This window comes from Ruegeria sp. BA12 (genome assembly GCF_056539625.1).
Genome location: NZ_JBQFVF010000003.1, coordinates 66,814 through 92,225 on the forward strand (window position 1 = coordinate 66,814; position 25,412 = coordinate 92,225).

General features: G+C 58.7%; 22 protein-coding genes. 12 read left to right on the forward strand and 10 right to left on the reverse strand.

The window, feature by feature from the left end; genetic code table 11:
- The first annotated feature begins 3 nt into the window (after positions 1–3).
- Genes melA through ACR0B0_RS08310 form a run of 7 tightly spaced genes read left to right on the forward strand, consistent with a single transcriptional unit; the run spans position 4 to position 8,107 of the window.
- A complete protein-coding gene (gene melA / locus ACR0B0_RS08280; RefSeq protein WP_480647268.1) occupies positions 4–1,344 on the forward strand; it encodes an alpha-galactosidase in 1,341 nt (446 codons plus the stop codon).
- A gap of 13 nt (positions 1,345–1,357) precedes the next feature.
- Complete coding sequence (locus tag ACR0B0_RS08285; RefSeq protein WP_480647271.1) at positions 1,358–3,067, forward strand: IlvD/Edd family dehydratase; 1,710 nt, start codon at positions 1,358–1,360, stop codon at positions 3,065–3,067.
- Entirely contained in the window at positions 3,067–3,834 is a 768-nt protein-coding gene (locus tag ACR0B0_RS08290; protein WP_170349908.1) for an SDR family NAD(P)-dependent oxidoreductase, read from the forward strand. Before ACR0B0_RS08285 ends, ACR0B0_RS08290 begins: the two co-directional genes overlap by 1 nt.
- A 4-nt stretch (positions 3,835–3,838) precedes the next feature.
- The gene (locus tag ACR0B0_RS08295) at positions 3,839–4,732 is read left to right on the forward strand and encodes a 2-dehydro-3-deoxygalactonokinase (protein ID WP_480647273.1); all 894 of its coding nucleotides are present in this window, start codon (positions 3,839–3,841) and stop codon (positions 4,730–4,732) included.
- Complete coding sequence (locus ACR0B0_RS08300; RefSeq protein ID WP_480647275.1) at positions 4,729–5,334, forward strand: 2-dehydro-3-deoxy-6-phosphogalactonate aldolase; 606 nt, start codon at positions 4,729–4,731, stop codon at positions 5,332–5,334. Before ACR0B0_RS08295 ends, ACR0B0_RS08300 begins: the two co-directional genes overlap by 4 nt.
- Positions 5,331–6,191, forward strand: coding sequence for an SMP-30/gluconolactonase/LRE family protein (locus ACR0B0_RS08305; protein WP_480647277.1), 861 nt, complete (start codon positions 5,331–5,333; stop codon positions 6,189–6,191). Before ACR0B0_RS08300 ends, ACR0B0_RS08305 begins: the two co-directional genes overlap by 4 nt.
- Positions 6,188–8,107, forward strand: a complete 1,920-nt coding sequence (locus tag ACR0B0_RS08310; protein WP_480647280.1) for a beta-galactosidase — start codon at positions 6,188–6,190, stop codon at positions 8,105–8,107. Before ACR0B0_RS08305 ends, ACR0B0_RS08310 begins: the two co-directional genes overlap by 4 nt.
- Before the next feature lie 3 nt (positions 8,108–8,110).
- Here the strand turns inward: ACR0B0_RS08310 and ACR0B0_RS08315 are convergent, their stop codons facing one another.
- The 7 genes from ACR0B0_RS08315 to ACR0B0_RS08345 all read right to left on the reverse strand — a co-directional run bounded on the left by ACR0B0_RS08315 (position 8,111) and on the right by ACR0B0_RS08345 (position 16,173).
- On the reverse strand, positions 8,111–9,235 hold the full coding sequence (locus tag ACR0B0_RS08315) for an ABC transporter substrate-binding protein (protein WP_226689454.1): 1,125 nt from the start codon (positions 9,233–9,235) through the stop codon (positions 8,111–8,113).
- A 71-nt stretch (positions 9,236–9,306) separates the two neighbouring features.
- On the reverse strand, positions 9,307–11,271 hold the full coding sequence (locus ACR0B0_RS08320; RefSeq protein WP_480639309.1) for a beta-galactosidase: 1,965 nt from the start codon (positions 11,269–11,271) through the stop codon (positions 9,307–9,309).
- Complete coding sequence (locus tag ACR0B0_RS08325) at positions 11,268–12,911, reverse strand: amino acid ABC transporter permease (protein ID WP_425081947.1); 1,644 nt, start codon at positions 12,909–12,911, stop codon at positions 11,268–11,270. Before ACR0B0_RS08325 ends, ACR0B0_RS08320 begins: the two co-directional genes overlap by 4 nt.
- A gap of 65 nt (positions 12,912–12,976) precedes the next feature.
- Positions 12,977–13,726 carry a basic amino acid ABC transporter substrate-binding protein gene (locus tag ACR0B0_RS08330; protein WP_170349916.1) on the reverse strand — a complete coding sequence of 250 codons (750 nt, stop codon included), beginning with the start codon at positions 13,724–13,726 and terminating at the stop codon, positions 12,977–12,979.
- Positions 13,727–13,748: 22 nt separating this feature from the next.
- Positions 13,749–14,795, reverse strand: a complete 1,047-nt coding sequence (locus tag ACR0B0_RS08335; RefSeq protein ID WP_480647283.1) for a LacI family DNA-binding transcriptional regulator — start codon at positions 14,793–14,795, stop codon at positions 13,749–13,751.
- Positions 14,795–15,547 (reverse strand): sugar phosphate isomerase/epimerase family protein, encoded by a 753-nt coding sequence (locus tag ACR0B0_RS08340; RefSeq protein ID WP_170349918.1) that lies wholly within the window; start codon positions 15,545–15,547, stop codon positions 14,795–14,797. Before ACR0B0_RS08340 ends, ACR0B0_RS08335 begins: the two co-directional genes overlap by 1 nt.
- 74 nt (positions 15,548–15,621) lie before the next feature.
- Positions 15,622–16,173, reverse strand: coding sequence for a hypothetical protein (locus ACR0B0_RS08345; RefSeq protein ID WP_170349919.1), 552 nt, complete (start codon positions 16,171–16,173; stop codon positions 15,622–15,624).
- 372 nt (positions 16,174–16,545) lie between these two features.
- Between ACR0B0_RS08345 and ACR0B0_RS08350 the strand changes: the two genes are divergently transcribed.
- From ACR0B0_RS08350 to ACR0B0_RS08370, 5 genes are all read left to right on the forward strand, one after another.
- Positions 16,546–17,601, forward strand: a complete 1,056-nt coding sequence (locus ACR0B0_RS08350) for a glucokinase (protein ID WP_170349920.1) — start codon at positions 16,546–16,548, stop codon at positions 17,599–17,601.
- A 38-nt stretch (positions 17,602–17,639) separates the two neighbouring features.
- Positions 17,640–18,566, forward strand: a complete 927-nt coding sequence (locus ACR0B0_RS08355) for a carbohydrate kinase family protein (RefSeq protein WP_480647285.1) — start codon at positions 17,640–17,642, stop codon at positions 18,564–18,566.
- Positions 18,567–18,583: 17 nt separating this feature from the next.
- Positions 18,584–19,255: a D-lyxose/D-mannose family sugar isomerase gene (locus ACR0B0_RS08360; protein ID WP_480647287.1), complete on the forward strand. Its 672-nt coding sequence runs from the start codon at positions 18,584–18,586 to the stop codon at positions 19,253–19,255.
- A 145-nt stretch (positions 19,256–19,400) separates the two neighbouring features.
- On the forward strand, positions 19,401–19,658 hold the full coding sequence (locus ACR0B0_RS08365; protein WP_170361749.1) for a hypothetical protein: 258 nt from the start codon (positions 19,401–19,403) through the stop codon (positions 19,656–19,658).
- A 10-nt stretch (positions 19,659–19,668) separates the two neighbouring features.
- A complete protein-coding gene (locus ACR0B0_RS08370; protein WP_170361750.1) occupies positions 19,669–20,142 on the forward strand; it encodes a hypothetical protein in 474 nt (157 codons plus the stop codon).
- Between the two features lie 3 nt (positions 20,143–20,145).
- On the opposite strand, the gene ACR0B0_RS08375 is transcribed toward ACR0B0_RS08370, so the two are convergent.
- From ACR0B0_RS08375 to ACR0B0_RS08385, 3 genes are read right to left on the reverse strand one after another with little or no spacing between them, the layout of a single operon-like run.
- Positions 20,146–21,318, reverse strand: a complete 1,173-nt coding sequence (locus ACR0B0_RS08375; RefSeq protein WP_170349925.1) for an acetate/propionate family kinase — start codon at positions 21,316–21,318, stop codon at positions 20,146–20,148.
- Positions 21,311–22,705, reverse strand: a complete 1,395-nt coding sequence (locus ACR0B0_RS08380) for a bifunctional enoyl-CoA hydratase/phosphate acetyltransferase (RefSeq protein WP_480647289.1) — start codon at positions 22,703–22,705, stop codon at positions 21,311–21,313. The genes ACR0B0_RS08375 and ACR0B0_RS08380 overlap by 8 nt, the downstream gene beginning before the upstream one ends.
- Entirely contained in the window at positions 22,702–25,113 is a 2,412-nt protein-coding gene (locus ACR0B0_RS08385) for a DUF3141 domain-containing protein (protein WP_480647291.1), read from the reverse strand. The genes ACR0B0_RS08380 and ACR0B0_RS08385 overlap by 4 nt, the downstream gene beginning before the upstream one ends.
- Positions 25,114–25,412 lie beyond the last annotated feature (299 nt).

The following is a 25,412-nucleotide window of genomic DNA, read 5'->3' on the forward strand; positions in this document are numbered from 1 at the left end:
TCAATGACAAAAATCACCTTTATCGGAGCGGGCTCCACGATCTTCATGCAGAACATCGTGGGCGACGCTCTGCTGACCCCAGCACTGGCAAACAGCCACTTTGCCCTGATGGATATCGATCCCGAGCGTCTGGCCGAAAGCGAAGCTGTAGCCAAGGCAATGATCCGTTCAGTTGGAACCGGAGCAACTGTCACCACCCACACCGACCGCCGCGCGGCACTGGATGGGGCCGATTTCGTGATCACTGCATTTCAGGTCGGCGGGTACGATCCCTGCACGATCACCGACTTCGAAATCCCCAAACAATACGGCCTGCGCCAGACCATTGCCGATACATTGGGGGTCGGAGGCATCATGCGCGGTCTGCGCACGGTTCCGGTTCTGTGGGACGTGGCGCGCGACATGATGCAGCTCTGCCCCAACGCGACGCTGCTGCAATACGTCAACCCGATGGCGATCAACACCTGGGCGCTGGCCGAGCAGTTCCCTACGCTGAAACATGTAGGCCTTTGCCACTCGGTCCAGAATACGGTCGAGGAACTGGCGCATGACCTTGACCTGCCCAAGGGCGACTTCCGTTACAAGGTTGCCGGCGTCAATCACGTCGCCTTCTTCCTGAAACTCGAACATCGGGGTCGCGATCTCTACCCTGCGCTGCGGCAAGGGTATGCCAGTGGCCAGATACCCAAGGCTCCGTTGCTGATGCCGCGCTGCCCCAACAAGGTACGATACGAGGTGATGGACCATCTCGGTTATTTCTGCACCGAAAGCTCCGAGCACCTGGCCGAATACGTCCCCTGGTTCATCAAGGACGGACGGCAGGACCTGATCGAGCAATTCTCGATTCCGCTGGATGAATACCCCACCCGCTGCATCGAGCAGGTCGCCAGTTGGAAGGAACAGGCCAAAACCCTGACCGACGGGCGCGATATCGAGGTGACCCGCAGCCACGAATTTGCCGCCGACCTGATGAACGCCATCGTCACCGACACGCCCTATGCGGCCTATGGCAACTTGCCGAACACCGGTCAAATCCCGCAGCTGCCCCTGGGCGCGGTGGTGGAAACACCCTGTCTGGTGGACAGCAATGGCGTACAGCCCTCGGTCGTCACCGACATTCCACCCCAGCTGATTGCGCTGATGCGGACGCAGATCAACGTGCAGGAACTGACAGTTCGGGCGCTGGTCGACCAGAACCCGGAATACATCTATCACGCCGCCATGATGGACCCGCACACCGCCGCCGAGCTGGACTTACGCCAGATCCGCAATTTGGTGACGGACCTTCTAACCGCACATTCAGACTGGTTGCCTGACTGGTGCCAGCCCGCCAAAGCCGCTTGAAAGGGCTCAGCGAATGACTAAGAAACGCCGTTCACAGCATTGGTATGGAAAGCTCGACAAAGACGGGTTCATCCACCGCTCGTGGATGAAAAACCAGGGCTTCCCCGATCACGCCTTTGACGGACGCCCCATTATTGGCATCTGCAACACTTGGTCGGAACTCACCCCCTGCAACTCGGGCCTGCGCGATCTGGCCGAGGGTGTGAAACGCGGTGTGTGGGAGGCCGGAGGCTTCCCGGTCGAGTTCCCCGTCATGTCACTGGGCGAGACCCAGATGAAGCCCACCGCCATGCTGTTCCGCAATCTGCTGGCAATGGATGTCGAAGAGTCGATCCGCGCTTATGGCATTGACGGCGTCGTCCTGCTGGGCGGCTGTGACAAGACCACGCCGGGGCAGTTGATGGGCGCGGCCTCGGTCGATCTGCCGTCAATCGTGGTCAGTTCCGGCCCGATGCTGAACGGCAAGTATCGCGGGCAGGATATCGGTTCGGGCACGGATGTGTGGAAATTCTCCGAAGCCGTCCGCGCCGGAGAGATGACCCTGCAGGACTTCATGAACGCCGAATCCGGCATGTCCCGCAGCGCAGGCGTCTGCATGACAATGGGCACGGCCAGCACAATGGCGTCGCTGGTCGAAGCAATGGGCATGAGCTTGCCCACCAACGCCGCCCTGCCCGCCGTCGACGCTCGCCGCATGGCGCTGGCGCATCTGACTGGCAAGCGGATCGTCGAGATGGTGGACGAAGACCTCAAACCGTCGGATATCCTGACCAAGGAAGCGTTTGAAAATGCCATCCTTGCCAATGCTGCCGTGGGCGGGTCGACCAATGCGGTGGTTCACCTTCTGGCGCTGGCGGGCCGTGTGGGCGTGGACCTGACGCTCAAGGATTTCGAGATCGGTTCGGAAATTCCGCTGCTGGTGAACTGTATGCCTTCGGGCAAATACCTGATGGAGGATTTCTGCTATGCAGGCGGCGTGCCGGTCGTTCTGAAAGAACTCAAATCCTTCCTGCGCCCGTCCAAAACCGTCCTCAACAAGGACATCTCAGCCCATTATGAAGGCGCCGAGTGTTTCAACACAGATGTCATCCGCCCCTTTGATGAGCCGGTGAAACCGGCCGCGGGCCTTCGTGTCCTGCACGGCAATCTGGCCCCGAACGGCGCCATCGTAAAACCCTCGGCGGCGACGGATGAATTGTTGGAAACCGAGGCCGAGGCTTATGTTTTCGAAAATATCGAAGACCTGAAAGCTAATATCGACCGCGACGACCTGCCGGTGACACCCGAGACCATTCTGGTGCTCAAGGGCTGCGGCCCCAAGGGTTATCCGGGGATGCCCGAGGTCGGCAACATGCCGATCCCGGCCAAGCTGGTGAAGGAAGGTGTGCGCGACATGATCCGTATCTCGGACGCGCGCATGTCCGGCACCGCCTATGGCACCGTCATCCTGCATGTCAGCCCCGAAGCGCAGGCAGGCGGCACGCTGGCACTGGTCAAAACCGGTGACCGCATCCGGGTTTCCGCCAGCAAGGGTGAGCTGGAACTGTTGGTCGATCAAAAGGAACTGGACGCCCGTCGCGCCACGTGGCAACCGGATGACCCGCATTACACACGCGGTTATGCGAAACTCTATATCGACCACGTGCTGCAGGCCGATCAGGGCGCGGACCTTGATTTTCTTGTCGGCAAAGACACCCGCCTTGTGACCAGAGAGAGCCACTGATGGATCAACCAGCCACTTTCCACGATCTCAACGGGGCTTCGGTCTATATCACCGGCGGTGGCTCGGGGGTTGGCGCGGCGCTGACCGATGGGTTTCTTGCGCAGGGCGCCAATGTCGCCTTCATCGGCCGGTCCGACGCCAGTGGGTTTGTCGAGGAAATGCGCGACAAACACGGCCGCGCGCCCCTGTTCATGCAAGGCGACATGACCGACACCGAGCTGCTTCACGTCACCATGCAAAAAGCCGCCGAGGCGCATGGCCCGCTGAACGTGCTGATCAACAACGCCGCCAATGACAAACGCCATTCGCTGGACGAAACCACCACCGAATTCTGGGACTGGATGATCGAGGTGAACCTCAAGGCTTATTTCTTTGCCTGTCAGGAGGCCGCGCGCCAGATGCAGGGCAAGGGTGGAGCAATCATCAATTTCAGTTCTATCAGCTATATGATGGGCAATGCAGGCTATCCGATCTACACCACCTCAAATGCCGGGATCACCGGGATGACGCGATCCTTGGCGCGCGAGCTTGGGCCGCAGAACATCCGCGTGAATGCGCTGGCTCCGGGCTGGGTTCTGACGCAGAAACAGCTGGACATGTGGGCCACGCCCGAAGATCTGGCCGCGCATTTGGACCGTCAATGCCTGAAAGAACACCTGACGCCCGAGGATATGGTCGCACCGACCTTGTTTCTGGCCTCAAACGCCAGCCGCGCGATGACCGGGCAATGCATGGCCGTCGATGGCGGCGTTGTCGTAACGGGGTAAAGCCATGAATACGGAATGGATTGCAGTCGATTGGGGAACCTCGCATCTGCGGGCTTGGGCGATGCAGGGTGATGCGGTGCTGGATCAGGCGCAGTCGGTCAAAGGCATGGCGCGGGTGGACAAAGGCGGGTTCCAAGCCGCGCTGTTCGAACTGATCGAAGGTTGGCTGAGCACTGCTCCGATTGATGTGGTGGCCTGTGGAATGGTCGGCGCGCGCCAGGGCTGGGTCGAGGCCCCGTATTCGGCGGTTCCGTGTGAACCGACACCGGTTGCCCCCTTCCGCGTGCCGAATACAGATCCCCGAATTCGCGCCTTTGTGGTGCCCGGATTAAAACAAACGGCCCCGCCGGACGTCATGCGCGGCGAAGAAACCCAGATCGCTGGTTTTCTGGCCACTCATCAAAACTGGGACGGGGTGATTTGCCTGCCCGGGACCCATACGAAATGGGTGCAGGTCAGCGCCGGAGAGGTTGTCAGCTTTCGCACCTTCATGACGGGCGAGATGTTCGATCTGCTGGGCGGGCAATCGGTGCTAAAACATTCGATCGGCGCGGGCTGGGAGGATGCCGCCTTTGCCGAGGCCACTGCCGATGCGTTGTCGAAACCTGAACAACTGGCGGCGCGCCTGTTTGGCCTGCGGGCCGCTGATCTGCTGCAAGGGCAGGATGGCGGCGTTATCCGGGCACGGCTGTCAGGTTATCTGATCGGCGCGGAATTGGCGGCCACCCGCCCCTATTGGTTGGGTCAGCAATTGGCAATCATCGGGGCCGAGAGCCTGTCGGAAGTTTATGCCAAGGCGCTACAACAACAGGGCGCGTTTGTAGAAACCGCCAACAGCACAAAATGTACCCTGGCCGGTCTGCAACAGGCCCGCAACCTCACGAGGCAAACCGCATGAGCCGACCCATCATCGCCATTTTGCGCGGACTGGCCCCCTCGGACGCAACGAACGTGGGACGGGCGCTGATCGACGCTGGCATCGACAAGATCGAAGTGCCGCTGAATTCACCCGACCCGCTGGCCTCGATCGCCGTTCTGGCCAATGAGTTCAGTGATCGTGCTTTGATCGGGGCAGGCACGGTTTTGACGTCCCAGCAGGTCGACATGGTATCAGAGGTCGGCGGTCGTCTGATCGTGTCACCGAATTGCGACCCCGAGGTGATCTCGCACACACATCGGCTGGGGCTGGAAAGCTGGCCGGGTATTTTTACCCCGACCGAAGCTTTCGCCGCGCTCCAAGCTGGGGCATCAGGTTTGAAACTGTTCCCCGGCGCGCTGGCAGGACCAACTGGGTTGGCGGCCTTACGTGCGGTGCTGCCAGAAGGCACAAAGGTTTATGCCGTCGGCGGGGCAGGTCCCGAAAATTTCGACCTGTGGATCAAGGCCAGCGCTGATGGGTTCGGCATCGGATCGGCGCTGTTCAAACCCGGCATGACCGCCTCGGAAGTCGCAGAGCGGGCGGCCCATATCGTCACCGCCTACGACAAGGCCGCTGGATGAACATCGTCTACGACAACCGCGCCTGTGAACTGGGCGAAGGGCCGTTGTGGCACCCGGAACGGCAACAGCTGTTCTGGTTTGACATCCTGGGCAAACGCCTGATGACGCGGGACGGCAAAGCGCAGCGCAATTGGCAGTTCGACGAACATGTCTCGGCCGCGGGCTGGGTAGACCGGGATAGGCTGTTGATAGCCTCTGAAACGGGCCTGTGGCGGTTCAACCTGCAAAACGACCAGAAAGACCTGATCGCCCCACTTGAGGCGGACAATCCGGTCACGCGCTCAAATGACGGGCGCGCGGATCCTTGGGGTGGGTTCTGGATCGGGACGATGGGTAAAACCGCCGAACCCGGTGCAGGTGCGATTTATCGGTATTGGCGGGGGGAACTTCGGCAACTGGTGGGCGATGTCACGATCTCGAACGCGATCTGCTTCGCCCCGGACCGGTCTTGCGCCTATTACTCGGACACGGCCACCAAGCAGGTCATGCAATGGCCGCTGAATTCCGAAACCGGCTGGCCCAAGGGCGACAGCACGGTATTCCTGGACCTACGCGTCGACGGTTTGAACCCCGACGGCGCCGTGGTTGATGCGAAAGGCAACCTCTGGATCGCGCAATGGGGTGCAAGCCGTGTTGCAGCCTATACACCGTCAGGACAGTTCCTGACGGCCATCCCATTTGAAGCTACCCATGTGTCATGCCCCGCATTTGGCGGCAACGACTTGACCACACTCTACTGCACCACTGCCCGCGAGGGACTGGACAAGGACACGCTTGCTGCACACCCTACCAACGGTATGACCTTTGCCGCCCCCGGCGCGGGTACTGGGCAGGCCGAACACAGAGTCATTCTATGAAGCCCGAACTTGGTGTTTGCTACTATCCCGAACACTGGCCCGAAGAAATGTGGGCCACGGACGCCGCGCAGATGGTCGAAACCGGCCTGAGCTGGGTGCGGATCGGTGAGTTTGCCTGGAGCCGGATGGAGCCAACTCCGGGTGATCTGCAATTCGACTGGCTGGACCGAGCGATTGAGGTGCTGGGGGCTGTGGGCCTTAAGGTTGTTCTGGGCACGCCGACAGCAACGCCGCCCCGATGGATGCTTGAGAAACACCCTGACATGCTGGCGGTGGATGCTCAGGGGCAGCCGCGCAAATTCGGTTCACGCAGGCACTATTGCTTTAGTCATCAGGGATATATCGCCGAATGCGCCCGCATTGTCCGGCTCATGGGCGAACGGTATGGGCGCAACCCGCATGTCGCCGCCTGGCAGATCGACAACGAATATGGCTGCCATGACACGACCGTCAGCTACAGCCAGCCTGCCTTGCGAGAGTTTCAGCGGTGGCTGGCCGATCAATATGGCTCGGTCGACGCTCTGAACGCCGCCTGGGGCAATGTGTTTTGGTCGATGGAATACGCAGGTTTCGATCAGATCGACCTGCCCAATCTGACTGTGACCGAACCCAACCCAGCGCATGTTCTGGCCTTCCGCTGGTTCAGCTCGGATCAGGTGGTGATGTTCAACAAAGCGCAGGTTGATGCGTTGCGGCCACTGACCGACGCGCCACTGCTGCATAATTATATGGGTCGGGTTCTGGATTTCGATCATTTCAAAGTCGGTGCGGATCTGGATATCGCCACATGGGACAGCTACCCGATTGGGTTTCTCTCAGACCGCCTTGAGGCGGACGAGGCCCATAAAGCCGCGTTCCTGCAACAGGGCGATCCGGATATGCAGGCCTTTCATCACGACCTTTATCGCGCCGTTGGGCGCGGGCGCTGGTGGGTGATGGAACAACAACCGGGCCCGGTGAACTGGGCTCCTTATAACCCTGCCCCCCTGCCCGGCATGGTGCGCCTGTGGTCGCTTGAGGCGGTGGCTCATGGGGCCGAAGTGGTCAGCTATTTCCGCTGGCGGCAGGCTCCGTTCGCGCAGGAACAAATGCACGCTGGCCTTTTGACACCGAACAACACACCCGCCCCGGCACTGGCTGAGGCACGTCAAACCGCAGTTGATCTGGCCGAGCTTGGCGCGCTGACGCAAACGCAGGCGGACGTGGCGATTGTGTTCGATTATGCCTCGGACTGGGCCTGGGCGACACAACCGCAAGGGGCCGGGTTCAACTATTTCCGGCTGGTTTTTTCAGCCTATCGCGCGCTGCGGCGGGCCGGGCTTTCGGTGGACTTCATTGCGGCCTCGGAAACGCCCAAGACCGGTTACAAACTGATCCTCGCCCCCGGTCTTGCCACGCTGGATGACGATCTGGAAACCCGCCTGACTGAGGGTTGTGATCTGGCCATCCTTGGCCCCCGTACAGGCGCGATCACTCGCGATTTCCAAATTCCAACCTCAGGCCGCCCGGGCCTGTCCGGGCTGGATTGCGGAGTTGATCTTGTGGAAACCCTGCCCCCTAACGTGCAGCGTGATGTTAACGGAGGTGGCGCGGCGCAACACTGGGTTGACCGCCTCTCCGGAGATGCCCCAGACCTTTTGACCTTTGTTGATGGCACATCTGCCCTAAAAGGCGAAAACGGTCTTTGGTACCTTGCGGGTTTCCCGGATGAGGCTCTTTGGGACAGGGTCATCTCGATGGCCGCCAAAACGGTCGACCTGACCTTGCATGCAATGCCCGAGGGCCTGCGCCGACGGGAAACCGTGCAGTATATTTTTCTGATCAACTACACCGCCGCACCCGTCCTTTGGAACGGGCACGAAATCGCAGCGTGTGACGTCGTCATCCTACCAAAGGGTCCACCCGCACAGGGGTAATGCTCAGGCGTTTAAAAATCTGTCGACAAACTCGGCCCGTGCTTTGGCATACCACGGAGCTTCGGCCAGCCACGGGTTGAGGTTGGCCAACGCGTCGCCCGGATAGGCCTCGGCAAAGTTCTTTCTGAACTCATCGCCCGCGAAATCCTCGGCGCCCAGTACGGCTGTGTTATATCCGTTCACTGCAGCGGCAGCTCCGGCTGGCTCAGGTCGGTACAAATAGTTGATGAGCGCATAGACCTGTTCGATGTTTTCCGCACCGACTGGCATTGCAAGACCATCCACCCACGCCATCGCTCCTTCGATCGGAGCCTGATAATTCACCGGTTCCCCTGCTGATTTCAAAGCCAGCGGCGGCCCGTCCCATGTTTGCCCCACAACCACGCCGCCATTCAGCAAGCCGTATTTCTGAGTTTCAGCATCGTTCCAAATCAGCTTGATCCGATCCCTGCGTTCAATGCACCAGTCCGTGATCCGGTCCCAGACCCTGCGCATGGTGTCTTCGTCGTCATAGGCATCCCAGACGGACTCGGGCTCCATCTCACCCAAGCGTTCCAAATACAGACCCGCACACAGCATCATAGAATGCGCACGACCCATGGTCATACCGGCATTTTCTTCCGCCCAGACATCCCCATAGGATGGAGCGTCGCCTTCGGGCGACCACAGATCGGTACGGTAGGCTATGCCCTCAGTCCCCCAGATATGCGGCAGCCAGTGCGCTCCGCTTTTGTTGAAATTCCAAGCGTCGGTCCCAATTCTAACCATGGAAGGGTTAACCGCGTCCAGGTTCACCTTATCCAGATCAAACGGTTGCAGCAGGTCCAGCGGCGCCCATTGCAAAGACCGCATGTTGGTAGGCGCGACAAGGTCAAACCCCTGGCCATTCGACGCAGTCATCATGTTGAGGATTTCTTCGTTCGATCCGATCCCGATATGATTGACCCTGATCCCCGTTTCCGCTTCGAACCCTTCCAGGAACTCAGGCGGCAGGTAATCCGACCACATCACCACGTTGATCTCACCCGAAGAGGCCAGCGCGCTTTTGCTGTAAAGCGGAGCCGCCAAAACAGCCGCGCCCGCGCCTTTCAGCATCGAGCGTCTGGAAAGGGTTTTCCGTTCAGCCATTTTGATTCTCCTGCTATTGAGTTGTTTTGCAGCCTTCTACTTGCTGCCAACAGGAATGTGGACTGGCAAGATCACGTGTCCCGCCAGATTGAAACCCCATAGGGTGGGATTTCAGTGCCCCCAACCAAATAGGCATGTGGTTCGTCAGTCGGTAATGACAACCCATCTGCCCCGAAATTGAAGGCAAATTTCAATCCTCCGCGACGTGTGATCCGCAGATCCGGTCCGCAATCCGTGACGGGAAGGCCCGCCCAGCTTAACGCGTCCGAAAGTATGGCATGCAGCAATTGGCCGCGTGGGATCATTGCCAGATAGATCGCTCGGTCCGAGCGTACAATCGCCGGGCTGCCATCCCGGTATGCGCTGCTAAACTCTGCCGTTACCATTCCGCTGGTGTCGATGATTTCCCGCCAACCGGTGAAGTCATACGTCGTTCCGTCCTGCAAGCGCACCGATTCCTGCGCCAGTTCTGGTAGCGATTCCACCCGCAAGACCGTCACACCGGTAAGCTCAGCCAACGCTCCGGGCGCAAGGTTGTGCGGTGTGTGCATGTCGGGTGTCTTGCTGCCCGCGCGCGCGCCGATCAGCAGTTTCGCCCCACTGTCCCGCAGTTTGTTGGCCAGATCGTTTGGAACGATCATGCTTTGCGGGACAACAATCAGGGCATACCCGTTCAGCTCATCTTGTGGCCCCACAAAATCCAGATCGACCCCAAGCGCGCACAGCCCGGCATACCATTCGCGGATGACCTGAGCATTTGGGAAGGCATCGTCATGCGGCAGGATATCCGCCGCCCAGATGGATTCGTAATCCAGAATTATGGCCACCTGCGCCCGCTCACGTACCACGGCGGGCAACAAGTCGCGCTCTGCCGCGACCTGCGCCAATTCCACGGCGGCCTGATCCGGGCTGCCGTCCGAACGCAACAATGCTGTGTGATACTGTTCCTGCGCAAATTTAGCCTGTCGCCAGCGAAAAAACATCACCGCCTGCGCGCCATGCGCATAGGCTGCCCAGGTCCACAGTCGCACCATCCCGTCCGCGGGTGAGGGGTTTTTCTCGGCCCAGTCCACCGGGCCGGGTTGCTGCTCCAACACCCACATCCGCCCCTTGCCTTGAGAGCGATACAGATCGCAGTGAAACCCCTGATAATCCGGCGCGCCAGTCCGCAAATAGCGGTGCTTTTCGTCGTCAGACAGGGTCGAGCCCAACAGATTTCCTAAGGGGTAACTGTCGAAGCCAACAATATCCAGATCGGCGGCAACGGCATGGTGATCGAACTCAAAACTGCCCGCCATGAAATTATGGGTGATGTCCCGACCCGGCGCGTATTGACGCAGCACATCCACCTGCGCGCGGTTGAAAAGCCGCACCCGGTCCGAGGAGTATCGCGCAAAATCCAGTGCATGGGTTGGGTTGGGGCTGGCCACCAGCCCGTTGGGCAATTCGATCTGGTCAAAGCTGGAATAGGCAGATCCCCAGAACACGGTCCCCCAAATTTCATTCAGTATCGCGATCGACCCGTACCTATCCGCCAGCCACCGCTGGAATCCGACCCGCGCCGCATCCGAATAGCTAAGCACCGTGTCGTGATCGTTATATTCATTGTCGATCTGCCAAGCGTGAACATAGGGGTTCTGGCCATAACGACGGGCATATTCGGTGGCAATCCGGCGGGCTTCGGCCAGATAGAAATCGCTGGAAAAGCAATAGTGCCGCCGCGATCCAAACCTTCGCACGCGCCCGTCCGGCCCAACTGGCAGAATTTCCGGATGTTCGTCGATCAGCCATTTCGGCGGGGCGGCGGTGGGCGTGGACATCATCACGCGCAGGCCTGCCTCGCCCAGAATGTCGATCACCTCATCCAGCCAATCCCAGTGGAAAACGCCGCGCTCCGGTTCAATCAGGCCCCAAGTGAATTCGGCGATGCGCACCCAATCCAGTCCCATCTCGACCATTCGCTGCGCGTCTTCACACCAGAGCGACCGGTCCCATTGTTCGGGGTAATAGCATACCCCAAGTTCCAACCTGCTCATCGATCTTCCCTTGCCGTGCGGCGTTCGATCCATTTGAGGAAGCTGGCGCAGCCCAACGTGATCACCACATAGAGGATTGCGGCTGTATTAAACGGCGCAAAGGGCAGAAAACTGGCGGCCTGAAATTCGCGCATCCGCTGGGTCATATCGCGGACTGACAGGATCGACAGCAGTGAGGTATCCTTGATCATCGCAATGAACTCATTGCCCAAGGGCGGCGTGACGATGCGCAGCGCCTGCGGCAGGATGATCAGCCGCGCAGTTTGCCAGCGCGAAAGACCCAGCGAGCCACCAGCCTCGATCTGACCCCGTGGGATGGCCTCGATCCCGGATCGGAAAATCTCGGCCATATAAGCGGAATAGCCGACCGAGATCGCGATGATCCCGCGAGTCATATTGGTCATATCGATACCGCCACCCGTGGCATCTTTGACCGCCCCAGCCAAAGGCAGACCGATATAGAGGATGATCACTAGCATCGGAATGCCACGGATCGTGTCCACGAAGAACTCGGCCCCTACGGCCAGCGGATGCAGCTTGTGCTGCGCACCGCCCACCGTCAGCGTCAGCAATAGAAAACCAAACACGGCAAAAGCCAGCGCTGGGTTGCGGTACTGATCCGGCAGGAATTGCGTCTGCCAGATCACCGGATAGCCCTTGGTGTTGGCACCGACCGGGACAAAGGCGCCCGACACGCTGTCGACGGTTTCGATCTGTTCCACCGCGCTGGCAGCGTTTGGGGCGCTACGGATGCGGTATTGTTGGTCTTCGCCCCCGTCGAATTCACCAAACCTGATGATGTCGGCCTGCGCCTGCGGGGTGCCGCGCACAATGGCGATGCGCGCATCCAGCGTACCTATCAGTTCGTATTTGACCTGTGGCTGCATGAAGAAAAACGCCGATACACCCAGCAAAGTCAAGCTGATGCAGCCATAGACAACGGTCGTGCGCGCCTTGGGTTTGAACGATTGCAGCCCGACCCAGATCAGCCCCAGAATGGCGGCGAAGATATAAGCAAAAATGGCGGCGCGAAACGTGATCGCCACTCCGGTTGCAAATTGCCAATGGGCCATAAACATCAGATAGAACAGCGCGGCCCCGGTCAGGATCTCAAACCCAAGCTGAGCAAGTCCCCGCGCCCTGACGGGCAAACGGCCCGACAGCAAAATACCAGCAACCACAAGCGCATAGATTAGCAGTAACACCTGAAGACCTGTCTGAACCTGATCAACAACGTCTGGAAAAAGTACCCAAGTCTGCGCGGAGCGGTCGATCAAGGTCGAAGTATTTTCGCTGAGCGCATGAAAGAAGACGGACTCGGCAAATGGCATCAGCACCTGCGGCGCGACGAAAACCAAGACCGCCAGCGCCAACGCTGCGGGCAAGGCCGCCCATGCCGAGATACGCACCCAACTCGGCGCCGTCTGAAACCGCGCGTTTCGGGCGCAGAGATATCCCAGAATGGCCACCGCAAGAACCAGCAGGAACCCGACAAAAATCGGGCCGGCATTATTCCCGATCCCGAGAATTGCGATCAAAGAGCGCAGGTATTTTGAAGAGGTAGCGAACAGGTAGATAATGAACGGGGCCGCGGCGAGCAGAACAAGATTGCTCGGGCGGATCGAGCTTAGACGCTTCATGGGACCTCACTGCAAACAGGCGGCCCGGTTGCCATCGGCACCGGGCCGTTTCGGATCGGACAGGTTTATTCGGTGCCCCAGTATTTGCCGACCAACTTGTCCAGCGTGCCGTCGGCCTTGATCGCTGCCAGCCCTTCGTTGATGGCGTCGACCGTAGCGTCGCCTTCCTGAAACACGATACCCAGCGGGTCGGATTGCAGGCCGGTGATGCCCACGGTCAGCTCACCCGCGAACTCCTGCTCGTATGCGGCGGCCGAGGTGCCGTCGATGATCACACCCTGCACATCCGCATTTTGCAGTGCCAGGATCGCGGCAGAGAAGTTGTCATACAGGCTGACATTTTCGCGCCCTACTAGATCCTCGGCCAATTGCGCGTTGGTGGTACCAGTCTGCGCCGCCAGCTTCTGACCACCGGCTTTGAAATCCTCAAGCGTCATGTCCGCATTGTCGACCTGGAGCAGAATGGCCTGACTGACTACAATGTAGGGTTCTGAGAAATCCATCGTCTCTTCGCGTTCCGGCGTGATTGAGACGCCCGAGATCACCAGATCGAACTCACCCTGCTGAAGCGCGGCAAAGATGCCGTCCCATGCGGTGTTGACGAAATTCGGGACGCAATTGACCCGTTCGCAGATCGCATTCATCACATCCACATCGAAACCCACGATCTGACCGGTCGTCTCATCGACAGTTTCCATCGGCGGATAGGTGGCGTCGGTTCCGATTTTCAGAACGCGCCCGTCCAGGTCGGCAGCAAAAACTGCGGGGGCTGCTATCGCGGTCACGACCGCTGCGGCTAGTAGATTTTTAAACATCTTCAAGTCCTCCTGAGTGGATTTACGTGGTGGGCGCCTTTTGCGGCGCGGGGGTGTCAGGTTGGCGCTCGATCAGCGTGGCCCTGATCTTTTTCTGGGTCTCGGACGGGTCGCCCCCTTCCAAAGCTTTCAACATGTACTCGCCCAGAAGACGGCTGGTTTCTTCGATGGGCACATAATAGGTGCTGGGCGGGGGTACGAAATATCGGCTAAGTTGTAGGTCATCGGTGGAAATCACCACCATGTCCCGGCCAATCTGCACACCCGCAGCATGGGCTGCGGACAAAACGCCTAGTGTCATCGCCTCATTCGCGCAGATACAGGCCGTGGGTCGGTCGCTTAGCTGCATCAGAGCCTCAAAACACAACTGCCCAGTACGAGCGGTTGTGGGGCCATTGAAAATCAGCGCTGGGTCAGGCGCAAGGCCACCATTGGCCAACGCCTGTTCGTATCCGGTTTGACGTTGTGCTGCATAGATCAGTTCGGCCGGGGGGTTCACCAAGGCAATACGCCGGTGCCCCAATCCCACCAACCGCGCGGTTGCGTCAAACGCAGCCGCCTGACTGTCGAAATCGACATAGGCATGGGCTGTCTTGCTGTCGCTCATACCCATGGTCACGAAGGGAAAACTGTGTCGCTGTAGAAAAGCGATGCGCGGGTCGCCCTGCAATGTGCCCGAGAAGATGACACCATCGGCCAAACCGTCCTGAACAATCCGCGCCAGAACGGCCATGGCATCCGGCAGATCGGCCACGTTGAACACAGACATCTCGTATCGCGAACCCTGCAAGGACGCCGAGATACCGGCCAGAATGCGGGTGAATTCTACCCCTTCCCATTCCTCTGCTGCGTCAGGTGACACGCTGACCAGCACCGCGATACGGTAGGATTTGTTGGTGCGCAGCTTCAAACCGTCCATATTGACACGGTACCCGAGACGCGTGGCTACAGCCTGAATCTCTTGGCGTGTTTCTTCCCGAACTGACGCAGCCCCCCGCAGCGCGTTCGAGACGGTGCCAACAGAATAGCCCGTCTCCTTGGCGATCGACTTGATCGTTGCGCGCGCCATTATCCGACCTCCGAAGACATCTGTCCCATCAGAAACTTTCGCCCCGTCCGCAAGGTCTCGGCGTGGTCGGGCGTTTCATCGTGTTCGACAAACAGATCGCTGCAGGGGCTGTCATTCAGAATGCGCAACAGCCGGGGCCAATCGACCACGCCCTGCCCCAGATTGCGCCAGCGATCATCACCCTGCCCCGAAGCCGGTTCTGCATCCTTGGCGTGTACTGATACGATCCGCCCCGCGTACCGCTGCAACACCTCGGCCGGGTCCGGCACCGAGACGGCCAACCATCCGATATCGGGCTGCCAATGCAGCGTGTCATGGGCCAGGATCAGGTCCAAAGGCGTTTCTCCAACAGGGCCAACCAGATCAAAATCATGGTTGTGATAAGCCAGTCGAACCCCCTGGCCCGCCAATCGCGCCGCCCAAGCAGAGAGTTGGTCTGCTACATCCTGCCATCCCGCGACCGTGCCGGGGCGGGCCTGTGGCGCCAGCCATGGCATCACGGCAACCGGGCAGTTCAAAAGATCAAGCAGGGTCAGAATATCGTCAAACCGGGCTTCGAATTCCTCCCAATCGAAATGCGCCGACCGGACGGTCAGGCCCGACTGCGCAACCTGCAACGCCATGTGTTTAGGGGACAGATCGTGAAATCCAACTGTTTCAACATCCGCAATACCGCAGGCGAGGATCAGATCCAACTGCGCAGCCAGACCCCCGAGCTGCCTGACGGTATAAAGCTGTGCCGCTATCCGCATTTCCTGAGATTCACCGCGATTGAAACGTTTCAATAACGGTGAAACAGCCGCACTATGTTTGTCAAGCCCAGCGTTTAGCTTGGAACGGTAGCCCTATTTTGAAGTACTTTCTGAACTACCAGTGTGGAAAAGACAGCGAGGAACAGCAATATCACTGCGAAATTCAAAACAAACAGGAATTGCCACTGGTCCTGCGCTGAATTGCTCAATTTATCCGTTCTACTGGAGATCAAAGCATGTGTTGCAAGATAGACCCAGCACACCAGACTGAGCGCGGGAAGACAAAAATGTGGCATAAGCACCGTAAAGAGGATTGAGTTCAAACCGGTTTGCTCAGCGGCACCAACACGATTAGTCAGCTTTTGAACTTCAGCTTGCGATCCACGGATTACGAAGTGTGCGGCTAGGGTACCCAAAATCAAGGACATCGAAGCTACTGCACCCAGGCTGGTAAGAACAATGTTTTCTGCAGTCAGGGAAAAACCGCCTTTGTTGCCGGACCCAATGAAAATGGCGGCAAACAGTATACCCTGAAAAATCATGCCCCAATGCAGCCTTTGGTTTACCAGTGCATTTTCTTTTTCAATCAAATTCAGATAAAATACAGTATTATTGTTGTCAGACATATCCTAGCTGGGTACCGCCTATTTTACTTTCCAAGCCAAAATCTGTTCTCACGGTACACAAGAAATAACAAGAGGTTACTCCTTGGTCTTGGGTCGTAAGGGTTGCCTGTTTCCTTGTGATCGATGGGTTGATGCTCCTGCAAGCCAAGTGTGTCAAATCCGCAGCCGGTCTGTTTAAAACTGGATTGCAGATGGCTGAACTGTTAGTTGGCATCTCAATGCGTTCCGACAGGCTTCTACAATGCACTACACTTGCATCGATTTCCCCGCAGAGTTCTGTTCACGTCTGGATCGGGATGCTCGGGCACACGATCGACTATGCCAGAATGGCTTTGTTGACATAGAATTCTCATAACTGGAACGCAATCTGAAATGTCTACCAAGGACTTAAAAACCACCCTGTCTGGAAAATCAGATTCTTTGCCCCTATTGCAACCCACTGCTTCCAACCGCGCGCATTGGAACTTGGTCGCGGATATCGGCGGCACCAATACGCGCTTGGGCGTGATCGCTGACGGAAAGCTGACCGATCTGCGCAAATACCCAACCGGCACCCTGCCAGAATTGCTTAACGCCTTTCACACCCTGCGCGATGAGATCGGCACCGATCCACGCGCCGTGGTGGCCGCCGGGGCCGGGCCTGTGAAGAACGGGAAGATCTGCCTGACGAATGCAAAGCTCGACCTGTCCGAGGGTGATATCGGCAAGGCCACGGGCGCGCAGCATACCTTTGTCATCAACGACTTTACCGCCGCTGCTTGGTCGGTGGCCGAAATCACAGGCGATGATGTCGAGGTGTTGCAAGGCACCGCGAACCCACCCCCTGGCACCCGGTTGGTTGTCGGTCCCGGCACAGGTCTTGGGGTTGGGGCGTTGCTTTATTCTGAGGGCCGGTATCACACCGCATCTGGTGAAGGCGGCCATATTGGCCTGTCACCGCGCCATGTGGATGAGGTCGAGATTTTCAAAGCCGCCCGGCACATCGCGCCGGATTGTTTCTTTGATGAAACTTTGGTGCTTGAGGCGGAAATGTTCCTTAGCGGCACAGGTCTGCCGGTCCTCTATCAAGCTGCAAGCATGGCCGCAGGACAGACCAACACGCCAATGCGCAGCGCCAAGGACATTCTTGATGACGCGCGCGCGCAGACAGATCCGATCGCCGAAAAAACGGCGCATATGTTCACCACCCATCTGGGCGCAGTGATGGGTGATCTTGCCGTCGTGCTGATGCCTGTGGGCGGTGTGTTCCTTGTGGGCGGTGTGGCCGAGAAAAACCGCTGGCTCTTCAAGGAAGCCTTCCGCGATGCGTTCAACGCGGGCGGGCGGTTTACCGATTTGCGAAGGTCAATGAGCCTGTATGTTTCGGAACAGGACGAATTTGGCATTGTTGGCGCTAACAATTTCTGTAAAAGTGCGCTCGCGCGTTAATATGGCCGCCTGATCCCACAAGACAGAAAGGACCCGGCATGATCCTGTGCTGCGGTGAAGCCCTGATCGACATGATCGCCACCCCGACCATTTCGGGCGGTGATGGATTTGTGCCCCATTCCGGTGGCGCGGTCTTTAACACTGCCATTGCCTTGGGGCGGCTGGGGTCGCCGGTTGGGCTGCTGACCGGTCTGTCTTCGGATATGTTCGGAGAGCAACTGACCGATGCCCTGAAGACCAGCCATGTGGATGCAAGCCATGTGATCCGAGCAGATCGCCCCACGACGCTGGCCTTTGTGCAGTTGAAGGACGGGCACGCCTCTTACAGCTTTATCGACGAAAACTCGGCGGGTCGCATGCTGATGCCCGAGGATATGCCGGATCAGCTCCCCGCTATTTCGGCGCTGTATTTCGGCGGCATCAGCCTGGCCTGCGAGCCTTGCGCCGACGCTTACGCCGCATTGCTGGACCGGCAAGGGGCGGATCGGGCGGTGATGATTGATCCCAATATCCGGCCCGATTTCATCAAGGATCAAACCCGGTATCGCACCCGTCTGAACCGGATGATCGCACAGGCGGATATCGTAAAGGTCTCGGACGAGGATCTGGATTGGATCATTCCCGGCCCGGAAAGCATCACTGAGAAAGTGCCGCTGTTGCTGCAAGCCGGGCCTGCCGTGGTTATTGTAACGCGTGGCGGTGACGGCGCGTCAGGCTATCTGGCGGACGGGTCCGAAACCTCAGTCCCCGTTCGAACGGTTCAAGTTGTCGATACCGTCGGTGCAGGTGACACGTTCAACGCCGGTGTGCTGGCCGAGCTGGAGCGCGGTGGGCACCTGACCAAAACCGCGCTGCGCACCCTGAGTACCGAAAACCTGCGCGCCGCTTTGGCCAAAGGCGCAGAGGTTGCAGCCATCACCGTTTCCCGCGCCGGGGCCAACCCGCCCTGGGCGCACGAGCTTTGAACCCCAAAGAGATCTAAATGAAACGTTCTGACATCAACGCCATCAAAACCGAAGCCGAGGCCTTTATACGCTCCTTCGGTGCGGTCCTGCCCCCCTTTGCCAATTGGTCGCCTGACCAAATGCGCAGTGACAAAGCCGCAGGCATTCGCGAACGCGGGCTGGGTTGGGACATCACCGATTACGGGCAGGGTCGCTTTAATGAGTTGGGCCTGTTCCTGTTCACCTTGCGCAACGGCGATGTGGGTGATCTGAACAGCGGTCGGGGCATGCTCTATGCCGAAAAGCTGCTGGTGTCGCGAGACAAACAGCTGTCGCCAATGCACCGCCACATTGTGAAAGCCGAAGACATCATAAACCGCGGCGGTGGTGATCTGGTGATGGAGATCTATGCCTCGGACCCGCAAGGCGGTATCGACCGTGAAAATCCTGTTGTCGTGCCCAGCGACGGTTGCCCCGTCACAATTCGGCCCGGTGAGTTGCTTCGCTTGAAACCCGGCGAAAGCGTCACTCTGATGCCCGGCATATGGCACGCCTTCTGGGCCGAACAAGGCGATTGCCTGATTGGCGAGGTCTCGACCGTCAATGACGACCGAACCGACAACGTGTTCGAAGACCCGATCCCGCGCTTTGCAACCATCGAAGAAGACGTCGCGCCGGATTTCCTGTTGGTCGCGGATTACTACGCTTGATACGCAGTTTTCAGGCTGACCTGACCGGCAAAATGATAAGTCCCTTTTCTTAAACCGGAAAAACGCATTAACATGGGCTGCGAAACCGTGGGTGGGGGTTCTAACCCTGACCTGTTAGCGCAACAACTGTTAGGGGGCCAATCCAATGGTCACGAAAGCCGAGCTTGAAGCGCAAGTTGCCGATCTGCGCCGCCAACTGGCCGAGCAAACTGCGACCCGTGAACAGACACAAAGGCCGGAACCACACGATACTGTGGCCGACAGGGTTGCCGAGAACATCGACAACTGGACCGGACAGCTTGAAGAAGCCCTGACCGAGTTGGAGGATCTGCCGCACAAAAGACCGATCCTGTTTGCGCTTGGCATTTTTACGCTTGGCTATCTGCTAGGCCGATCCCGGTAGGAGCCTGAACATGAGCCGCATTTCCCGTAATATCTCGATCATTCTGCGAGCCGAACGGTTGATTGCCCAACGCCATGTTGCCGTGGCCGCACGGCGTACCGGCTTTTACGCTGCGGCGGGGCTGGCCGTGGGGCTGGCTGTCATCATGCTGAACGTGGCCGGTTTTTTCTGGTTGTCAGCAACCCTGTCCAAACCGCTGGCCGCGCTGATCATGGCTGGGGCCAACCTGTTGCTGAGTGTGATCCTGGTTCTGATGGCCAACACGCAGAACGCGCAGGCGGATACGACAGCCGCGGTCGAATTGCGCGATATGGCACTGTTAGATATCGAAACCGAGATCAAAGACACTCTGTCCGACGCACGTAACACCGTGACAGGCATCCGGCGCGACCCGCTGGGTGCCCTGACACCCGATGTTATCAGCGCCATTCTGAGTACGCTGATCAAATACGCCAAGCGTCGCAAAGACAAACCCGAGCAATAGCGACTATTGCACCATCCGGGCGGCGGCGCGGGCGATCACCATCTCTTCGTTCGTGGGAATTGCCAGAATGCGCACGCGGCTGAAATCGGTCGACAGAACCGTGCCATTGTCGGCGTTCCTGTTGGGATCCATTTCAATCCCGATCCAGCGCATCCCGTCACAAACCCGCTGACGGATCTGTACTGCATTCTCACCAATGCCGCCCGTGAACACCAGCGCGTCCAACCCTTCCAGCGCAGCAGACATGGCGCCAAGCTCTCGGCGAATGCGAAAGACATAATAATCGATCGCCTTGCGGGCCTCGGGCGTTTCGGCGGCCAGCAGGGTGCGCATGTCCGATGACATCCCCGACAGACCCAGCAGGCCGGAATTACGATAGAGCATGTCGGCGATTTCATCCGCGCTCATCCCTTCCTGCTGCATCATGTACAGCACGACACCCGGGTCCAGCTGACCGCTGCGGGTGCCCATCGGCAGGCCGTCCAATGCGGAAAAACCCATGGTCGACGCCACAGCCCGCCCGCCTGACACAGCACACATCGACGCGCCGTTGCCCAGATGCGCGATGACAACGCGGCCATCATACAGGCTGGGCGCGATCTCTTTCAGCTTTTGCGTGATGTAGTCATAGCTCAGGCCGTGAAAGCCATACCGGCGCACGCCCTTGTCATAATAGCTCTGCGGCAGGGCGAAGGTATCGTTGACCCATGGATGGGTGCGGTGAAAGGCGGTGTCGAAACAGGCCACCTGAACCGTGTCTGGAAAGGCGGCGCTGGCTGCACGGATACCGGCCAGACTGAATGGCTGGTGCAGCGGCGCAAAGGGGATGAACCCGGCCAGAGTATCCAGAACCTTGTCGTCGATCCGCACGGGTTCGGAATACACCGTCCCCCCATGCACAACCCGGTGACCTATGGCCCGGATTTGGATGTCCGGCAGATATTCGCGTGTCATGTCCAGAAAGGCCTGGATTGCCTCGTCATGGCTTTGGGTATCCGTCAGCGCCTGGTTGATCGAGCGGCCCCCGGCAGATTCCGCCAACAAGCGCGGCGCATCCCCCAAGCGTTCGATCTGGCCGTGCCAACGCATGCTGGGGCGATTGCCTTCGACCAGTTCATACAGCCCGAATTTTAACGAAGACGACCCGGCGTTCAGCGCCAGCACATGGTCAGCCATGAATTTTACCCTTATTTGCCTGCGCATGCAGCGCCGCTACCGCGCAGGAAGCCAACCGCGAGGCATCATCATCCGCTCGGGACGTCAGAATGATCGGGGCGGCGGCACCTACCACAATTCCCGCTGCCTCGGCATGGGAAATGTAAGTCAGCTGTTTGGCCACCATATTGCCAGCTTCGATATTCGGGGCCACGAGAATATCCGCCGCCCCGGCGACGGCGGACTTGATGCCCTTTGTTCGCGCCGCCTTCAGATCAACCGCGTTGTCCATCGCCAGTGGGCCATCGACCAGCCCACCGGTGATCTGACCCCGCTCGGCCATTTTCGACAACAGCGCCGCATCCACAGACGAGGGCATATGCGGGTTGATCGTCTCAACCGCCGACAAGACGCCAACCTTTGGTGTTTCTATCCCGATCGAGTGTGCCAGATGGATGGCATTCTGCACAATGTCTGCCTTGGTCTCGAGGTCCGGAGCGATGTTCACGGCCGCATCCGTCACCATGATGGGCCGTGAAAAGCCTGGCACATCCATCACAAACACATGCGACAAGCGACGGCCTGTCCGCAGACCTTTGTCCCGACGCAGAACCGCTCGCAGCAAAACATCGGTGTGCAAATGCCCCTTCATCAGGGTTTGCGCCTTACCTTCAACCACCAGGTCCACAGCGCGATGGGCCGCATTTTCATGACTGCGGGCTTCAATGATCTCGATACTCGACAAATCGGCCTTCAACTCGGCGGCTGCAGCAACGATTTTGTCAGGATCACCCAGAAGGATCGGCGCAATAATACCCTTGGAATGCCCTAGCAAGGCGCCGCCCAGCGAGTTCGGCTCTTCCGGGGCGATCACGGCTGTGGGCATCGGATCCAGAGGCTTTGCCTTTGCGATCAGTGCATCGAAATGGCGATGGCGCTGAACGATCAGGCCGGGCACGTCAACCGAGTCAAACGTCAGGTGTTTGGCTGGCGGCGTCACTTGCACCTCACCACTGAGGATCAGAGCGTTGTCGCCCACGCGGCGCACTTCGGTCGCACAAAGCAAATCACCGTCGTCCCGCTTTTCGGTCACGGTCAGCGTCGCTGTCACCTCGTCATCAGCCAGAACAGGCGCATGAAAAGACAGGTTCGCCGACCGCGCCTGGGTGCCCGCGCCGGGCAGGATATTGCCCAAAATTGCCGCAATCAAACCGGCAGGCCACAGGGCTGGGGCCACTGCCTCGGGGTGGCCGTCGCCATCGCCATCATATCCCGCCAGATGCAATGGATTATGATCGCCCGAGGCCGAGGCAAAGGCATAAAGATCATCGACCGTACATAAGCGCGTCACCTGCGCCACGTCCCCGACCTTGATCTGCGTGTAGGTGCGGTTTTCTGTTATTTTCATTTCTGTTTGGCCTTGTTCGCAGCAGCCGAACTGCGCCCTTTAGGTTTGGACCGAGTTCCGGTTTTCTGTTTGATCTCAGCAAGATCAAGCGTGTCGTACAGTGCTTGTGCCATCTCGACAAGCTCAGGTGAAGGGTTCGGAATTTCACCCAGAACACGCTTGAGCAGATCAACCGCCTGTTTTCTGTCAGCAACCCGCGGCAACAGGTCGGGCAACGTATCGATCGCACCCTTTTCGTCAAAAGTGACAATCACTGTCTGTTCGCGCAACATGCGTTGGCGGTCTTCGACGGTGAGATCCCTGAACGGGGCCTCATGTTGGAACACATGCGCCCAGCGATGCAGAATTTCAGCCCGAAAACTTTGGTTGCTTGAGGCCAGCAACAGCAACAACCGGATCACGGCCTCGGGCAGCCCGCCCTGTTTCATATGCGCCAATGCTGCCTCAACCTCGGGCAGGGCTTTCAGGGTTTCAGGATCAGGCAAGGTACGGTGGGCAGCGTTCTTCTTGCCGAACCACGCGGCCAGCGGACCACCCCAAAGCACATAGAACATCCCTTCATACCAGGCGTCGCGCAGGTCTCGACTCAGATCCATGGCCTGTTCGACCCAGTCGCCGGTCAGCTTTTCCATCTCAAGAAACGGGTTATCAGCTGTCGCCGGGGCGCGCAGTTCGCGCGTCATCCCGGCTAATTGCGCACCCCCCTTCATCACCGGATTGTCCGAGGACATCGCCGCGCGTTGAACGCGCAGAGGGTGCAGATCACGCAATGCCTTTGCGCCCATCGGTGTCGACACGGACCGCACAAAAGGGCGCCCGAAGGTTTCATACGCATTCGCCTGCACTTCGGACATATGGGCCACCGCGGCAAAGCTGGCCTCATCCTGCTGGCCGTCGTCCAACGCGGCTACATCCCCGAGCGTGCGGTCATAGAACCGAACCTCGAACTGTTTATCCTGGCCTTCGCCTTGGGTGTTTTCGATCACCATCTCGTAGAGGCCTGGTGCCATTGCTTCGACCGTTTCCAGGGTCGAAGCCATCTGCGTATGTTCCTTACGCGCCACTTTGGACGAAACAAAAATGCCCAGATGGCCAACCTCATCATGCAACATGTAGATGATCCGCTGACCGCGCAGACGGATTTCCTCTTCATCTGCGTATGTGGCGGCAATCCAGTTGAGTGCCTGCTGGGGCGGGGTGATGTTATCACCTTGGCTGGCAAAGACAAATATCGGGCCTTTCACCGCCTTGATGTCGATCGGCACGCCCGGTTCCAACTGCGCGGTGTTCTTGATCAGCCGATTGCCAACGAACAGCTGCTCGACGATCCAGTGAATCTCGGCCTCGTTCAATAGGAAGTAACCACCCCACCAGCGCTCAAAATCAATGAAGCGTTTCCGACCGCCGTCAGGGTCGCGGTAGAGGTCGAAATACTTGCCGAAATAATTCCGGCTGGGGTTCAGCTGCTCGAAATTCATCACCAGATTGGCGCCATCGAACAGGCCCGCTCCAACATCCGACCAGAACATCGGTTGCCAGGTGCCACCCAGAACACCGGCGTTATATCGCATCGGATTTTCTCCTACCTCGCCCGACCATGGCGCAATGGGGGCGCCATTCAGGATCAGCGGTCCGGTCAGATCCGGGTTGCAGGCGGCCATCAGCAAAGTGGCCCAGCCACCTTGGCAATTGCCAGCCACGACCGGCTGCGGGCTGTCGGGATGGCGCGCGCGGACAGTGCGCACGAACCCGGCCTCGGCATGCATGACGTCGGCAAGGGTCTGCCCCGACACAGGGTCTCGTCCGAAACTGACGAAATAAACCGGATGCCCTTTTGACAGGGCAACGCCAACTTGACTGTCTGGTTTGAATCCACCGATCCCGCCACCATGACCAGCACGCGGATCGATGATGATGTAGGGACGCCGGGTGTCGTCAATGGTTACACCTTTGGGCGGCAGGATGCGCAGCAGTTGGTAATTGCAGGGGCGTTTCAGGTTCGCCCCGTCGACGATGACCTCATAGTCATAGATCAGCACCGGCGGGCAACCCGCGGCTTCATGCTCCAGAAAAACGTCTCCGCGTTCACGCAGCGCGTCCATGGTCAGCACCACGCGCTGGGTGGCGTCTTTCAGATAAGCTGTCCAATCGTCGACAATCGATTGCGAACGCGCAATGCGCTGCGAAACCTCGGCGAAGCCCTGCATCAGATCTCGGGTCCGCTCTGAATGCGTTTCGATAATCCGCGTCGATTGCAGCCGGGCGGATTGGGACAACAGGGTCCATTGTACGCCGGACCGATCCAAAGCGCGGGTTACGATATCAACCGTTCGGTCCTGAACCGCAGCCGCATTTTCAGCCGTCTCGGACCGAAGGTTCAACGAGGTCTTCTGCACATTGGTCACCATGAGCCTGTCCTCTAACCATCGAAAACACATGCGGCACCACCGTAAAATTCTGCCAGTGGCCGAGTCGATTTCTGCGACGCAGCATAGTTTGTTTCGAAATGATACTCAAACCCAACTCTGCGCCGCGCCGTCTTGGTTCTAGCCGTTGGTGCAGCCACCGCCTGAGCAGCATTGGACAACTTCAACTGTCAGGTGACTGGCGAAAAGGCGAAAAATAAATGTTTCAATAATGATCTGGATCAAGATTCATCACATTCGAAATCGCTATTGGGATAACCTAGTAAGGGAATCAAGCGCGT

Bases quoted from the DNA above. Each gene is read 5' to 3' on its own strand.
- melA (WP_480647268.1), top strand. From the start codon at position 4: ATGACAAAAATCACCTTTATCGGAGCGGGCTCCACGATCTTCATGCAG.
- ACR0B0_RS08285 (WP_480647271.1), top strand. From the start codon at position 1,358: ATGACTAAGAAACGCCGTTCACAGCATTGGTATGGAAAGCTCGACAAA.
- ACR0B0_RS08290 (WP_170349908.1), top strand. From the start codon at position 3,067: ATGGATCAACCAGCCACTTTCCACGATCTCAACGGGGCTTCGGTCTAT.
- ACR0B0_RS08295 (WP_480647273.1), top strand. From the start codon at position 3,839: ATGAATACGGAATGGATTGCAGTCGATTGGGGAACCTCGCATCTGCGG.
- ACR0B0_RS08300 (WP_480647275.1), top strand. From the start codon at position 4,729: ATGAGCCGACCCATCATCGCCATTTTGCGCGGACTGGCCCCCTCGGAC.
- ACR0B0_RS08305 (WP_480647277.1), top strand. From the start codon at position 5,331: ATGAACATCGTCTACGACAACCGCGCCTGTGAACTGGGCGAAGGGCCG.
- ACR0B0_RS08310 (WP_480647280.1), top strand. From the start codon at position 6,188: ATGAAGCCCGAACTTGGTGTTTGCTACTATCCCGAACACTGGCCCGAA.
- ACR0B0_RS08315 (WP_226689454.1), bottom strand. From the start codon at position 9,235: ATGGCTGAACGGAAAACCCTTTCCAGACGCTCGATGCTGAAAGGCGCG.
- ACR0B0_RS08320 (WP_480639309.1), bottom strand. From the start codon at position 11,271: ATGAGCAGGTTGGAACTTGGGGTATGCTATTACCCCGAACAATGGGAC.
- ACR0B0_RS08325 (WP_425081947.1), bottom strand. From the start codon at position 12,911: ATGAAGCGTCTAAGCTCGATCCGCCCGAGCAATCTTGTTCTGCTCGCC.
- ACR0B0_RS08330 (WP_170349916.1), bottom strand. From the start codon at position 13,726: ATGTTTAAAAATCTACTAGCCGCAGCGGTCGTGACCGCGATAGCAGCC.
- ACR0B0_RS08335 (WP_480647283.1), bottom strand. From the start codon at position 14,795: ATGGCGCGCGCAACGATCAAGTCGATCGCCAAGGAGACGGGCTATTCT.
- ACR0B0_RS08340 (WP_170349918.1), bottom strand. From the start codon at position 15,547: ATGCGGATAGCGGCACAGCTTTATACCGTCAGGCAGCTCGGGGGTCTG.
- ACR0B0_RS08345 (WP_170349919.1), bottom strand. From the start codon at position 16,173: ATGTCTGACAACAATAATACTGTATTTTATCTGAATTTGATTGAAAAA.
- ACR0B0_RS08350 (WP_170349920.1), top strand. From the start codon at position 16,546: ATGTCTACCAAGGACTTAAAAACCACCCTGTCTGGAAAATCAGATTCT.
- ACR0B0_RS08355 (WP_480647285.1), top strand. From the start codon at position 17,640: ATGATCCTGTGCTGCGGTGAAGCCCTGATCGACATGATCGCCACCCCG.
- ACR0B0_RS08360 (WP_480647287.1), top strand. From the start codon at position 18,584: ATGAAACGTTCTGACATCAACGCCATCAAAACCGAAGCCGAGGCCTTT.
- ACR0B0_RS08365 (WP_170361749.1), top strand. From the start codon at position 19,401: ATGGTCACGAAAGCCGAGCTTGAAGCGCAAGTTGCCGATCTGCGCCGC.
- ACR0B0_RS08370 (WP_170361750.1), top strand. From the start codon at position 19,669: ATGAGCCGCATTTCCCGTAATATCTCGATCATTCTGCGAGCCGAACGG.
- ACR0B0_RS08375 (WP_170349925.1), bottom strand. From the start codon at position 21,318: ATGGCTGACCATGTGCTGGCGCTGAACGCCGGGTCGTCTTCGTTAAAA.
- ACR0B0_RS08380 (WP_480647289.1), bottom strand. From the start codon at position 22,705: ATGAAAATAACAGAAAACCGCACCTACACGCAGATCAAGGTCGGGGAC.
- ACR0B0_RS08385 (WP_480647291.1), bottom strand. From the start codon at position 25,113: ATGGTGACCAATGTGCAGAAGACCTCGTTGAACCTTCGGTCCGAGACG.